This window comes from Bordetella genomosp. 12, from assembly GCF_002261355.1.
GTDB lineage: Bacteria > Pseudomonadota > Gammaproteobacteria > Burkholderiales > Burkholderiaceae_B > Bordetella.
The window spans coordinates 1,244,375-1,258,043 of sequence record NZ_NEVU01000003.1; the positions used below are offsets into that span (position 1 = coordinate 1,244,375).

Below are 13,669 nucleotides of genomic sequence, written 5' to 3' on the forward strand. Positions count from 1 at the left end.
TAAGCCGTATGCCCGACTCGCCACGCCTGACTCCCTTGCCGGATCCCCTCACGCCGCCGGCAGCGCTGCCGCCCGGCTTTCTCGATAAGCTGCGCCTCGGCGCCAGCGCCCGGGACGCCGAACGTCTGCTGCCCTACGCCGAGATCGCCGAACTCAAGGCGCTCAGATTCGGCGCGCGGCGCCTGCCCATTGCCCTCGGCGGCGCGGGCGCCAGCATCGCTGAGGTCATGGCCTCTCTCATCGATCTCGCCGAGGCCGACCCCAACATCGCGCACATCTGGCGCAATCACACCATGCTGCTCGAGCGTGTGGGCATCGCGCCGACCCGCGATGCCGCGCTGCTGCGCCTGCGCGCCCGGCTGGCCCAAGGTGACCTTTTGAGCCTGGCCGCGACCGAACTGGACCGCGCGCAGACGGGCGGCAGCAGCCGCTTTTCCTCGACCTTCCGGCCGGCGGGCGACCATTTCCGCTTTTCTGGCCGCAAGTTCTACTCCACCGGCGTGCTGTACGCCGATTGGATACTGGTCACCGGCTCCCGGGAAGATGGCAGCAATGCCTCGGCCATCGTGCCGGCGGATCGCGCCGGCATCGAGCGGCTGGATGATTGGACGGGCATGGGACAACGCCTGACCGCGACCGGCACCACGCTGTTTCACGACGTGCGCATCGAGCCGCAGGAGATCATCTCTGCCGAAGCGATCCCGCCTGAAGCCGCGCCGCTGTCGTCCACCACGGCACAACTGGTGCTCACCGGCGTGGTCGCCGGCATTGTGGCCAGCGTCGCCCGCGATGCGGCCGAGCTGCTCGCGCGGCGCAAACGCACGTACTACTTTGCCCCGGCCGAGCATGCCAACGACGATCCCATTTTGCTGCAGGGACTGGGCGAACGTCAGGCCGACGCCTTCGGCGCGCGCGCCATCGTGCTGGCGGCGGCGGATTTCCTGGATCGGGCCGCCGCCGCGATGGCCGCCGGCGCCGCGCCTGACGAGCAACAGCATCTGACACAGGAAGCGGCCGCGGCCGCCGCCAAAGCCAAGATCCTGGTCGACCGCATCGCCCATGCCGCAGCGACCGCGCTTTTCGACGTGGCGGGCGCCTCCTCGACCCTGAGGGAAAAGAATCTGGATCGGCATTGGCGCAATCTGCGCACAGTATCCAGTCACAACCCCGCCAGCTACAAAGCTTTCGCCCTGGGTAATCGCACACTCAACAACGTGCCGCTGCCCCGGCTGGGCTTTTTCTAACGAGACCCCGCATGCCACGCAACGACCTCGCCGATAAGGCGGCCCAGCTTCACCAATTGCATCGCTCGCTCTTTGTCATGCCCACGGTCTGGGATGCCATGTCGGCCCTGGCCGCACTGGCAGCCGGCCACCGCGCCGTCGCCACCTCCAGCGCCGCCCTGGGCCAAGCCCTGGGCATCAAGGCCAGCGAACGCGTGACATTCGAGATGCTCGAAGCGCAGATCCGCATCATCGCCGGCGCGGTGCCCGTGCCACTGGTCATCGATCTGGAAGATGGCTACCCGGAGGTGGCAGGCGGCGTCGGGCAGGCCATCGCGCGCATCATCGCCGCTGGCGCGGCGGGCGCCAACATCGAGGACAGCCGCGCCGGCCATCATCGCCCCCTGGCCGACGCCGAAGATCATGCACGCCGGATTGAAGCCGCGCGCCGCGCCGCCGACGCGCACCTGCCAGGCTTCTTTCTCAACGGGCGCACGGACCTGTTCTTGCAGCACCCAGGCGTGGAGCCGGAAGTGTCGGTGCGCGAAGCGATACGGCGCGCCCGGCTGTATGTGGAGGCGGGCGCCGACGGCATCTATGTCGCCGCCGGGAACTTGAGCGAAGAACAAATCGCCGAACTCGTAGCGGGCATTCCCCGGCCCCTGACCCTGGTGGCGCGCGAAGGCCTGGACCTGCGGCGCTGGCGCGAACTGGGCGTGAGCCGCGCGTCGCTGGGCACGCTCTTGATCCGCGAGGCCTATGCGGCGATACGGGACAAGCTGCTACGCATCGAGGCCGACCAGGGCATTGCCCAGGCGCAAGCCGTCGACCTCGATGCCGCGATCGAAAGCGGCCGCGCGCCGGCGGGCGCCGCCTGACGGTCCATCGATACACAGAGACACTGATATGGCAGACAAGAAAACGCTGAAACTGGCGGGCTTTATCTTCTCGGGCTCGAACTCCCAATCCTGGCGTGTCCCCGAGTTCTCCGCGCACGACAGCCTGAACATCGAGTACTTCATCGAGTACGCCCAGTTGGCCGAAAGCGCGGGCATCGAAACCCTGTTCCTGGCCGACGGCGCCAGTTTCCCCACCGGCCCCAAGGAGGTCGTGGAGTCGCTGTGGTCCGTATCGACTTTCGAGCCGGTGACCATGATGGCCGCGCTGGCTGCGCGCACCCAGCACATCGGCCTGATCTATACCGCCTCGGTTGCCGACAACGAGCCCACGCATCTGGCCCGCCAGCTCGTCTCCCTGGACCACATCAGCCATGGCCGCGCCGGCTGGAATGTCGTCACCACCCCGGGGCCGGGCGGCTACAACCTGGGCATCCATCAACCGGACGCCGAAGACACCAAGTATCAGCGCGCCCGCGCCTTCATCGATACGACGCTGGCGCTGGTCGATAGCTTCGAAGACGACGCCGTGATCCGCGACAAGGCGCGCGGCCGCTACATCGACCTGGACAAGATCCACGCGCCCGCCATCGACAATGGTTATTACCGTGCCGACCAGCCGTTGAAGCTGGAGCGGCCGCCCCAGGGGCACCCCATCATCGCACAGGCGGGCACCTCGCCCGCGGGCCTGGCGCTGGGCGCGGAGACGGCCGACGTCATCTACTGCGCCAACTACTCCATCGAGGCCGGCCAGCGTACCTGGCGCGCCATCAAGGACCACGCGGTGTCGGCCGGCCGCCGCCCCGAAGATGTCGTCATCCTGACCGGTGTGGCCGTCGTCTGGGGAGAAACCCAGCAAGAGGCCGAAGCGAAACTGGAGCAGGTCAGCTCGCTCTGGCCGATCGAAGTCGCCTTGCGCAACATGGGCATCGACTTCCCGGGCCACGACCTCGACGACCCTTTCCCCGAGGACTACGTGGTGCGATTTTCCAGCGGCCGCTCCGCGGCCATCGCGCACCATGCGCTCACGCATGGCCTGACGATCCGACAGACCGCCTATCGCGTCTCGGTAGGCCTAGGGCACCGGCCGCTGGTGGGCACCACCCAATCCATCGCCGACGATTTCCAGGCTTGGCTGGAGGCCGAGGCCACGGACGGCTTTGCCCTGATCCAACCGCGCCTGATCGACGGCCTGCGCGATGTGGTCGACCACGTGTTGCCTGAACTGAAGCGGCGCGGCATCTTCCGCGGCGCCTATCCGGGCAAGACGCTGCGTGAAAACCTGGGCCTGCGACGACCGCAGAACATCCACCTGCGCTAAGCCCGGGCGCGGCAACGCGTCTGCCTGCCAGGACCGGGTGCAGGTGGAGGTAGCGATATAAGATAAAACCTATATCGCCGCACGAAAAATAATATTTGTCCTCTCGCTTGGTCCAACCTTACGCTTTCGGCTAAGCAGGCACGTCCACAAGTGCCGATACGGAGACAATGATGAACATCCCCCGCAGACATCTGCTGCGCGCCCTGGGCGCGGCCGTTTGCTGTAGTGCGCTGCCGATCGCGCAGCCTAAAGCCAGCTCCCCTATCCGCCTTTTGGTCGGGTTCGCTCCCGGCGGGGCGATAGACCTGGTCGCGCGGGCGCTGGCCGAGGGCATGCGCGCCGCGGGCTACAGCATGATCGTGGAGAACAAGGCGGGCGCCGGCGGCCGTATCGCCGTCGACGCGCTGCTCAACGCAGCCAACGACGGCAATACGCTGTTGTTCACGCCGTCGACCAATCTGACGCTCTATCCCTACCTGTACAAATCCATCCATTATCAGCCGGCCGACTTCACCCCGTTGGGCACCGCCTGCAAATTTGATTTCGGTTTTGCCGTGGGCGCCGACAGCCCCGCCAAAACTTTGGCCGAGTTTCTGGCGCTGGCCCGCCGGGATCCCAAATTCGCCGTATACGGCACGCCGGGCGCGGGCACGGTGATGCAGTTTCTGGGCATGATGCTTGCGACCGCGAGCAAGGTGCCGCTCACGCCCATCCCCTACAAAGGCGGGTCGCTCGCGCTGACCGACACCATGGGCGGCGTGCTGCCGGCGCTGATCACCACCCTGCCCAACCTCATCCCCATGCACAAGGCGGGCAAGATCCGCATTCTGGCGACCACCGGTTCGGCGCCGTCGCCCGCTCTGCAGGACGTGCCCACCTTCGCCGCCGCCGGCTACCCCACGCTCACCCAGTCGGAATACTTCATGCTGCTGGGCCGCAAGGACATGCCCCAGGCCGTGGGGCAGGCGCTGGCCAAGGCCATGGCCGGCGCGGTGCAGTCGCAAGGTTTCGAAGACATCATGCGCCAGCAGTTCTTCGAACCCCTGGTCACCGCCCCGGCGCGCTTGCAACAGCAGCTACAGCAGGAAAGCCAGTTCTGGTCTGGCGTGGTCAAGGAAAGCGGCTACGTGCCCGAAGCGTGACACGGGCACGAACGCCCCAGCGATCTTTAGGAAATGCAATGAAAGGCAGAAACATCGTCGTCATCATGTCGGATGAGCACAACCCCGCATTCATGGGCTGCTCCGGACATCCGTTTATCCAAACCCCGCACCTCGATGCCCTGGCCGCCCGCGGCGTGCGCTTTCCCAACGCCTATACGCCCAGCCCCATCTGCGTGCCGGCCCGGGCGGCCTTTGCGACCGGGCGGCGTGTGCACCAGACCCGGCATTGGGACAACGCCATGCCCTACATCGGCGATCCTTCCGGCTGGGGGCATGCCCTGCAGGCGCATGGCGTGCGGGTCGAAAGCATAGGCAAGCTGCACTATCGCAACGAAGAAGACCCGGTCGGCTTCGATGCCGAGCATATCCCCATGCACGTGTTGGGCGGCCACGGCATGGTCTGGGCGTCGATACGCGACCCGTATCTGCCCTCGCAGGGCCGCAAGCGCATGCTGGGCGATCGCATCGGTATCGGCGAGTCGCCCTATACCGCCTACGATCGTTCGGTGACCGAGCGCACCCTGGACTGGCTGCGCGATGCCGCCGCCAAGGATCAACCCTTTGCCCTATACGTGGGCCTGGTCGCGCCGCACTTCCCGCTCATCGCGCCGCAAGCCTTCTTCGCCCTGTATGAGGCGCGGCAGATTCCCGAGGCCAAACTGCATCCCAAGCAGGGCTACGAGCGCCATCCCTGGGTGCAGGCCTATGCCGAGTTCGAACGCAGCGAAGAGACCTTTGCCGATGAGAACGAGCGCGTGAATGCTTTCCTGGCTTATTACGCGCTCTGCAGTTTTCTGGACAGCAATGTCGGGCGCATCCTGAGCGAGCTGGAAACCCTGGGGCTGAAGGATTCCACCCATGTGGTCTACACCTCCGACCACGGCGACAATGTCGGCGCCCGCGGCCTGTGGGGCAAATCCACCCTCTATCAGGAAAGCGTGGGGATCCCCATGCTGCTGGCTGGCCCCGACGTCACCCCCGGGGTGTGCGAGACCCCCGTGGACTTGCTCGATCTGTTCCCCACCATACTGCAGGCCGTGGGCCTGGATGCCGGGCCGTATAGGGATCAACGCCCGGGAGTCTCTCTGTTTGCCCTCGCCGGCCAGCCCACCGATCCGCAGCGCGCCATTCTGAGCGAGTATCACGCCGCCGGCAGCAATACCGCCGGCTTCATGCTCCGCAAAGGCCCGTGGAAGTATCACCACTATGTTCGTTTCGAGCCGGAGCTCTTCAACCTCGAGCAGGACCCCGAAGAGCTGCATGACCTGGCCGCGGACCCCGCCTATGCCACGGTGCTGGCGGATATGAAGGCCGCGCTGTACGCGATCTGCAATCCCGAGGACGTGGATCGCCAGGCCAAGGCGGATCAGGCCGCGCTGATCGAACGGCTGGGCGGCGCGGAGATCGCCTCGACCATGGGTTCGAGCAGCGCCACGCCTGCGCCGGTCGTGGAGAAGCAGGCATGACTGTCGATGAGCGCTATCTGCGCGACTGGAGCGGCCTGACCCGCGGCGTGCCGCAAACCGTGCACCAGCCTGCCAGCACCGACGAGGTCGCCGCCCTGGTGCGTCAGGCGCGGCGCGAGGGCAAGCACATTACCGTACAGGGCGGTCTGACCGGCCTGGCTGGCGGCGCCGTGCCCGCCGATGGCGACGTCGTCATCAACATGGGCCGCATGAACCGCATCGAGTATGTGGACGACGTCGAAGGCATCATGCAGGTGCAGGCCGGCGCGACCCTGCAACAGGTGCAAGAAGCCGCCGCTGCCGCCGGCTGGTTTTTCCCTGTGGATTTCGCGGCTCGCGGCAGTTGCCAGATCGGCGGCAATGCCGCCACCAATGCCGGGGGTACCCAGGTGCTGCGCTATGGCACCCTGCGCGACTCGGTGCTCGGCATCGAAGCCGTGCTCGCCGATGGCGAGATCGTCACCTCGCTGACCCGGCTGGTCAAGAACAGCTCCGGCCTGGACCTGCGCTTTCTGTTCATCGGTTCGGAAGGCACCCTGGGCATCATTACCCGCCTGACGCTGCGGCTGCAGCCCCCGCCTGGCGCATCGGCCACGGCCCTGGCCCAGGTTCCCGACATCGCCTCGCTGTCCGCCCTGCTGCGTCACCTGAGGGTCACGCTCGGCCCGCAGCTGACCGCTTACGAATTCATGTCAGCGGAGTTCCTGCAACAGGCTAGCGAACTGACCGGCGTGGCCTCTCCGCTGGGTCCGGGCAGCGCATGGAGTGTCCTTATCCAGGCCAGCGGCGGCGCCGACGCGCACGCCAACCTGGAGGCCGCGCTTACCCGCGCCTACGACGATGGCCTGGTGACCGACTGCGCCGTGGCCGCGAGCCTGGCCGACGCCGACAAATTCTGGCGCCTGCGCGAGAGCATCCCGGAACTGATGTCCACGCTCAAGCCCACGGTCAATTTCGACTGCGGCTTACCGATGGCCCAAATGCCCGACTTCGTGGAGCAGGTCCAACGCGCCCTGCAGCAGCGCTACCCGCAAGCCCGGCATCTGTTCATGGGTCACCTGGGCGACAACAACATCCATATCCTCACCGGTCCGCATCCGGAGAGCGAATGGTTCAATGTCGAAGAGATCGTCTACAGCGCCTTGCGGGGCCGCCAGGGCACCATCAGCGCCGAACACGGTATCGGCTTTCTGAAAAAGCCCTTCCTCGGCTACACGCGCAGCGCCGGCGAACTGCAACTGCTGCAGCGCATCAAACGGGCGCTGGACCCGGACAATACGCTCAACCCCGGCCGCATCTTCGACTGATCGTCGCAGCCGGCGGCCGCATGAGCGGCCAGGCTGGCCTGCGGTGTGTACGTGCCTCCGCAGGCCAGCCCGTGGCACACACCGGCACGCTCAGTAATCCAGCACCAGCCTGGCGCTCTTGGCCCGCGAGCAGCAGACCGTCAGGCAATGCTCCTTCTCTTCGTCGCTCAACACGAAGTCGCGGTGGTCCACCTCTCCTTCGAGGTAGTCCACCTTGCAAGCCCCGCACAAGCCCGACAGGCAGGAGGTCGGCACACGCAAGCCCGCCAGCTCCATCGCCCGCACGATCGTCTGATCCGGCTGCACCGTCACCGTCACGCCGCTGCGGGACAGCTCGACGTCGAAACTGCCATCGGCAGCGCCTTCAGGACGCACCACTTCGGGCGCCTTGAAGTGCTCGCTGTGCACCGCCGCGGCGGGCCAATGGCTGCTGGCCTGCGCGCATGCGGCCATGAAACCGGTAGGCCCGCAGTAGTAGACGTGGCGGCCCGCCTCATCACCGGCCAGCAGGGCGGCAATGTCCAGACCCTTGCTGCTGTCGCCCTCATCAAAGTGCAGATGCAGCCGCCCTTCGGGCAGCAGCGCCCGCAACTCGTCCACGAAGGCCGCATGGCCCGCGGTGCGGGCACAGTAATGCAGCTCGAACGAGCGGCCCTGCGCGGCCAGGGCATGGGCCATGGCCTTGAGCGGCGTAATGCCGATACCGCCAGCCAGCAGCACGGCATGCTCCCCGTCGGGCGACAGCCCGAAGGCATTGCGCGGCAGCCCCACCTTGACGATGTCGCCCACCCGCAAGCTCTCATGCATGGCGCGCGAGCCGCCCCGGCTCTTGGGCTCGCGCAGGACGCCCAATATCCAGCGCGAACGGTCCGCCGGGTCGCCCGCCAGCGAATAGGAGCGCACCTGTCCGCCGGGCAGATGCACGTCGATATGCGCGCCCGCCTGCGCGGCGGGTAATTCCGCGCCGTCCGGATGGGTGAACTCGAAGGCAAGAATTCCCTGCGCCTGCAGGCGTATGGCCCGCAGTTGGACCTCGATGATGTCCAGGCCGGCCATGGCCTGCAAGGCGGTCGAGGAAGCCGGCGCGTTCAAGCCATTCTCCGCGCCAGCACTTCCTGCTGCAGGGCTTCCATTTTCTCGGTCACAAAGGCGTGCCGCTGCGCGCCGCGCAGGCCGTCGGCCTCGGTGATGATCTGTACCACCTGGCGGGCGAGGTGGCGGCGCAAGGTGATTTCCTCTTCCGTGGTTCGGCCCACCGGCAGCTCGAACACATTCCCCGAGCAGTAGCTATTGGGATTGCCGGAGCAATCGCGCAGCCATTGCGCGAACTGCTCCGGGCTGGCGTTGGGGTTCTTGCCCCGCACGGCATCGCGCAGCAGCTTGCGGAACACATACAAGCCCGCGTCGAATTTTGTCGGGTTCTCCAGCGCATGCACCGCGATGGGCCGCTGGCTGATGATGGCTTCATAGTCGCCCGGCGCGTACTGGCAATCCTTGTAATGGGCGCGGGCGCGGTGGTCGGACGGGATGGGCGGAAGATCTTCGAGCGCATATTGGCCGAAGCGCTCCGGCCGGCGCATGGCGACCTGGCCCTCCAGAAAGTCGATGGTTTCATAGCCCACCATGCTCTTGTCGCCAATGCCACGCGTGTCCACGCCCGGGCCCATGACGCGCCAGCCGATCATCTTGCTGTTGTGATCATCGACCGGCACCGTCCAGCGGATCATATGAAAGCGGCTGAAGAGCTTCTTCTTCTTGCCATCTTCGGACGTGTAAGCATGCAGGCTGAAGTTGGGCAGCACCTGATGCTGCACGCGGATATGCATGCGCTCGTCATCCGAGCGGCGCGCGCCGGCGCAGGCCAGGCTGCGTCCGCCGTGCACGGGCACGAACTGCATATCCGGCGGCACTTCCATGGTCGCCGCGCCCACCTCGTCGAAGGTCGTGCCCTGGAAATGCTCGCCCGTGACTTGCCGCTTCGCGTGCAGCGCCATCGTGTGATAGTTGTCGGCCGCGTTGTCCTGCACCTGCAGCCAGTTGCAGTGCTGGAAATTGCTATAAGGCACCAGCTCGTCCGTTTCCGCGACGGTGAAGTCCCCCTCCCATTCCGGGAAAGGCGGCTCCTCGTCGGGCGGCCCCATGTAGGCAAACACCAGACCGTTGCGCTCGAACGCCTTGTACGCCCCCTGACGGATAGAGCAGCGATAGCGCTCGCCCTCCTCCTCCTCGCCCTCGGGAAACGGCACCCGCAGGCAGGTGCCATCCACGTCGAAGACCATGCCGTGATAGCAGCATGAGATTCCGTGCTGCTCGATCTTGCCGTACTCCAGGGAGGCACCGCGATGCACGCAGTGGGCATGCAGCAGACCAATGCTGCCGCTGCCATCGCGAAACGCCACGAGCTCCTCACCCATGATCTTGAGAAAGCGCGGCGTGTCGGTGAGCTCCAGCGACATACAGACCGGATGCCAGAAGCGTCGCAAGTACTCGCCGGCCGGCGTGCCGGGGCCGACCTCGGTCAGTTCCGGATCGTGCCCGGGCACGCTGTTGGTGAAGTAACCGCCGTAAGGGATCAGTTTTTTCACCGTGGTGCCGCCGGTGCTGACCGCGCGTTCGTGCTGATCCTGAATCTTCGAACTCATCTCGTCTCTCTCCAAAAAAAACGGCCAGATTTTGAACTCTGAATTCTGTATACAAAGAATAGCTAAAATCTGGGCCGCTGAATCAAGGGGTTATCCCTAGCCATGTGTTTCCGGATATGTGCCGGGCGCCCGTCAGCCCGTGCCCGGCCCGCGCCCCAGCCCGCCGCACAGCGCGGAACAGGCGCCCAGCACAAACCAGTCATACCAGTGCATGGCGGGCCCAGCCGGCCAGGACTCGCTCTGCACCATGAACATCAGGCAGGCCGCGCCCACCAACCAGAACAACGCCCGCGCCAGCCATTGCCCCCTGCCCGCCACATGGGCCGACACCCAACACAAGCCGCCGTAGGCGGCCGCCAGGCCGTACCAAGGCCCTGCCTGCGCCACCGGCGCCAGCCCGCCGCCATAAGCCCGGATAAGCACCTGCCCGGCATTGGCGCAGACCGCCGCGATGACAAGCAGATCCACCAGCCGCCACCGCCGTTCCGAACGCATGCGATCGATATCCATGTATTCCGAGCTCTGTATCCAAGCTAGAATTTCAGCATGCAACTGCATCCTGAAAAGCTCCCTGTCCGTACCGACTTCGTCGACTCCGTCTACCGCGTCCTGCTGGACGCGATCACCGATGGCTCGCTCGCGCCTGGCGAACGCATCACCCAGGAAGAGATCGCCGAGCAACTGCATGTCTCGCGCTCACCGGTGCTCCAGGCGCTGCGCCTGCTGAAAAAAGATGGCTTCATCGAAGATGCGCCAGGACGCGGCGTGCAGGTCACGCAGCTCGACCCCGCCTGGGTCGCGCATCTGTATGAAGTCCGCGGCGCGCTCGATGCGCTGGCCGCGCGCCTGGCGGCCCAGGCCCGCGCCATTATCGACCCCGCCCTCATCGAGCGCGGCCGCATCGCCGCCCGCAGCGCCGATCTCAAGACCAACATCGAATCCGATCTGGCCTTTCACAACGCCATTTACGACGCCTCCGGCAACCCCCTGATCGGCGAAAGCGCGCGCCATTACTGGGTGCATCTGCGGCGCGTGATGGGCGCGGTCCATCGCAGCGCGGCGCATCGCAGCACCCTCTGGGATGAGCACGCCGCCATCGCCCAAGCCATCGCCAGCGGCGACGCCAAACTCGCCGTGCGCCTGAGCGATCAACATATCGAGCGCGCCCGTTCGAACCTGGTCGGGCAGTTGCAAGACATCCTCGATCGCTAGGCGGCGGCGCATCGCGCGTCTCCTTATCGGCGTGCGGCGTCCTGCCGCGGCACATTGACCAGGCGCGCGGGCACGGTAAACACCAAAATGCTGCCGAGGACCAGACAGCACACCAGCGCGATCACGCCGGCTCCCGTGCTGTTATGCGCCGTCTGGGCCCAACCGATGGCATAGGGGCTGACCACGCCCGAAATACTGCCCACCGAATTGATCAGCGCGATACCGGCCGCGGCCGCGCCGCCGCTCAAAATGGCCGGGGGCAGCACCCAGAATTGCGAGATCGTGGCCATGACGCCAACCGTGCCGATGGTCAGCGCGATCAAGGCGAAGGTGCTGTCCTTGGCATAGATGACGCTGGCGGCCAGGCCCACGGCCCCCAACAGACCGGCAATGCTCAAATGCCAGCGGCGCTCGCCCGTCGCATCCGAACTGCGGCTAAACACAATCATGCCCAGCACCGCGACCAGATAGGGCACCGCCGACAACAGGCCGATGTTCAAGGTGTCCGTCACCCCGCTGGCCTTGACCAGACTGGGCAACCAGAAACTGATGCCATACAGCCCCATCGTGAAGAAGAAGTAGATCCCGCTCAGCAGCAACACCCGGGGATTGGTCAGGCCATCACGGATGGAGTGCAGATGGTTGCCTTGTTGCTCGCCCGCCAGATCGCGCTGAATGCGCGCCTTCTCGGCATCGGACAGCCATGTCGCGTCCTCGACCCGATCATCGAGGTAGAAAAAAGCGACCACGCCAATCAGCACCGTCGGCAAGCCTTCGAGCAGAAACAGCCATTGCCAGCCAGACCAGCCGTTCGCGCCGTGCATGGCGTGCATGATCCAGCCCGACACCGGCCCGCCGATCACGCCGGACATGGGGATGCCGGTCAGAAACAAGGCCGTCGCCTTGCTGCGCCGTTTGTTCGGAAACCAGTAGGTCAAATACAGCAAGATGGCCGGAATGAAGCCCGCCTCGGCCACGCCCAGCAAAAAGCGCAACACATAAAAGCTGACCGGCCCCGACACGAACATCATGCACGCCGATATCAGCCCCCAGGTCACCATGATGCGCGCAATCCAGCGCCGTGCGCCCACCTTCATCAGGATCAGGTTGCTCGGCACTTCGAACATCAGATAGCCGATAAAGAACACCCCGGCGCCCAGACCATAGACCGCATCGCTTAACGCCAGCTCGTTGGCCATCTGCAGCTTGGCGAAACTGACGTTGATGCGATCCAGGTAGGCACAGAGATAACAGAGAAACAGAAACGGTAGTAAGCGCCAGGCCACCTTCGCATAGGTGGCGGATTCTTCATCTGTACTGACGAGTGGCTGCGCAGCGATATCGCCGTTCATGGTTTGTCTCCAGATATTATGAGTGTTGGAATGCCCCGATCCGCTGGACGGCCGGGGCTGCACTACGGGTGTTCGACTACTCGAACATATCCGGCTGCGTGGCAGCCAGATGCTCATAGATCGGCTGGAAATGCAGCCAGCCGATGTACTCCGAACCCACGTGCTCGCGGCTGTAGCGCGACTTGTCCGGCGGCACGAGCGCAGGCTTGTGGCCCGAGGCCTCCACCATCAGCTGCTGCCGGCAGCAACGCTCCAGCGCGATGAACCAGAACGCCGCCGACTCGATGCCGAACCGGCTCGCCGTCAGCAGGCCATGATTCTGATGAATCGCCGCGCGCACGCCCTTGAACCAGTCACACACCGCCAGGCCGGCCCGCTCCTCGACCGCCACCTGTCCGGCTTCGCTCTTGATGACCACATGGTCCTCGAAGAAGGCGGCCGCATCCTGCGAGATGGGCGCCAGGGGAATACCCAGCGCCGAGAAGGCCGTGCCGTACACCGTGTGCGCATGGCACATGGCCACGATGTCCGGGTGGGCCTCATGCACAGCCGCGTGCAGTACGAAGCCCGCACGATTGAGCGCGTGGCGGCCCTCGACCACGCGCCCCTTGTGGTCGGCCAGGATGAGATTCGAGACTTTGACGTCGTTGAAATGCACGCACATCGGGTTGGTCCAGTACAGCTCGGGATGTTCCGGATCGCGTACCGTCAAATGGCCCGCGAATCCGTAGTCAAAACCCTCCTTGCCAAAGGCGCGGCAGGCCGCCACCAGGCGCTGCTTCAGATGCAACCGTTCCTCGGCCACATTGGCGAACTCCGGCAACTGCGGATAGATCAACCCTGGCTGCTGCGGCTCGTAGATCGACACGCGCCCATCGGGCAGTTTTGGCAACACGGTCGAATGACTGCGAGGGCGATCCAGTACGGCGGACATAAGGTCTCCTTGAGTAAGCGATGAGGCCCAACGCTCGGTTGAGCCTTGAGTTGGCTGGCACTATCATCAACGCCACAAGGACCGCAGGACAAACGATAGATGTTCATGTTCAGATGAATACGATTCATCTGAAATCCCCCTATCCGCCACCGG

General features: G+C 65.3%; 12 protein-coding genes. 7 read left to right on the top strand and 5 right to left on the bottom strand.

What is annotated here, in order from left to right:
- Nucleotides 1-8: 8 nt before the first annotated feature.
- The 6 genes from CAL22_RS17850 (at nucleotide 9) to CAL22_RS17875 (ending at nucleotide 7,376) form a co-directional block, all read left to right on the top strand.
- Nucleotides 9-1,244 carry an acyl-CoA dehydrogenase gene (locus CAL22_RS17850; protein ID WP_094815576.1) on the top strand — a complete coding sequence of 412 codons (1,236 nt, stop codon included), beginning with the start codon at nucleotides 9-11 and terminating at the stop codon, nucleotides 1,242-1,244.
- A gap of 11 nt (nucleotides 1,245-1,255) precedes the next feature.
- Nucleotides 1,256-2,101, top strand: a complete 846-nt coding sequence (locus tag CAL22_RS17855) for an isocitrate lyase/phosphoenolpyruvate mutase family protein (RefSeq protein WP_094815577.1) — start codon at nucleotides 1,256-1,258, stop codon at nucleotides 2,099-2,101.
- Nucleotides 2,102-2,129: 28 nt separating this feature from the next.
- Nucleotides 2,130-3,440, top strand: coding sequence for an NtaA/DmoA family FMN-dependent monooxygenase (locus tag CAL22_RS17860; RefSeq protein ID WP_167383678.1), 1,311 nt, complete (start codon nucleotides 2,130-2,132; stop codon nucleotides 3,438-3,440).
- A gap of 170 nt (nucleotides 3,441-3,610) precedes the next feature.
- Entirely contained in the window at nucleotides 3,611-4,582 is a 972-nt protein-coding gene (locus CAL22_RS17865) for a Bug family tripartite tricarboxylate transporter substrate binding protein (RefSeq protein ID WP_094815579.1), read from the top strand.
- 38 nt (nucleotides 4,583-4,620) lie between these two features.
- Nucleotides 4,621-6,069, top strand: a complete 1,449-nt coding sequence (locus CAL22_RS17870) for a sulfatase-like hydrolase/transferase (protein WP_094815580.1) — start codon at nucleotides 4,621-4,623, stop codon at nucleotides 6,067-6,069.
- Complete coding sequence (locus CAL22_RS17875) at nucleotides 6,066-7,376, top strand: FAD-binding oxidoreductase (RefSeq protein WP_094815581.1); 1,311 nt, start codon at nucleotides 6,066-6,068, stop codon at nucleotides 7,374-7,376. Before CAL22_RS17870 ends, CAL22_RS17875 begins: the two co-directional genes overlap by 4 nt.
- 90 nt (nucleotides 7,377-7,466) lie before the next feature.
- Here the strand turns inward: CAL22_RS17875 and CAL22_RS17880 are convergent, their stop codons facing one another.
- The 3 genes from CAL22_RS17880 to CAL22_RS17890 all read right to left on the bottom strand — a co-directional run bounded on the left by CAL22_RS17880 (nucleotide 7,467) and on the right by CAL22_RS17890 (nucleotide 10,528).
- Nucleotides 7,467-8,468, bottom strand: coding sequence for a PDR/VanB family oxidoreductase (locus CAL22_RS17880; RefSeq protein ID WP_094815582.1), 1,002 nt, complete (start codon nucleotides 8,466-8,468; stop codon nucleotides 7,467-7,469).
- On the bottom strand, nucleotides 8,465-10,018 hold the full coding sequence (locus CAL22_RS17885) for a Rieske 2Fe-2S domain-containing protein (RefSeq protein ID WP_094815583.1): 1,554 nt from the start codon (nucleotides 10,016-10,018) through the stop codon (nucleotides 8,465-8,467). The genes CAL22_RS17880 and CAL22_RS17885 overlap by 4 nt, the downstream gene beginning before the upstream one ends.
- Nucleotides 10,019-10,150: 132 nt before the next feature.
- On the bottom strand, nucleotides 10,151-10,528 hold the full coding sequence (locus CAL22_RS17890) for a hypothetical protein (RefSeq protein ID WP_094815584.1): 378 nt from the start codon (nucleotides 10,526-10,528) through the stop codon (nucleotides 10,151-10,153).
- Nucleotides 10,529-10,564: 36 nt separating this feature from the next.
- On the opposite strand from CAL22_RS17890, the gene CAL22_RS17895 reads away from it, so the two are divergent.
- Nucleotides 10,565-11,230 carry a GntR family transcriptional regulator gene (locus CAL22_RS17895; protein ID WP_094815585.1) on the top strand — a complete coding sequence of 222 codons (666 nt, stop codon included), beginning with the start codon at nucleotides 10,565-10,567 and terminating at the stop codon, nucleotides 11,228-11,230.
- 23 nt (nucleotides 11,231-11,253) lie between these two features.
- On the opposite strand, the gene CAL22_RS17900 is transcribed toward CAL22_RS17895, so the two are convergent.
- Both CAL22_RS17900 and CAL22_RS17905 read right to left on the bottom strand, forming a co-directional pair.
- Nucleotides 11,254-12,582: an MFS transporter gene (locus CAL22_RS17900; RefSeq protein ID WP_094815586.1), complete on the bottom strand. Its 1,329-nt coding sequence runs from the start codon at nucleotides 12,580-12,582 to the stop codon at nucleotides 11,254-11,256.
- Between the two features lie 76 nt (nucleotides 12,583-12,658).
- Complete coding sequence (locus CAL22_RS17905; RefSeq protein ID WP_094815587.1) at nucleotides 12,659-13,516, bottom strand: class II aldolase/adducin family protein; 858 nt, start codon at nucleotides 13,514-13,516, stop codon at nucleotides 12,659-12,661.
- Nucleotides 13,517-13,669: the final 153 nt, after the last annotated feature.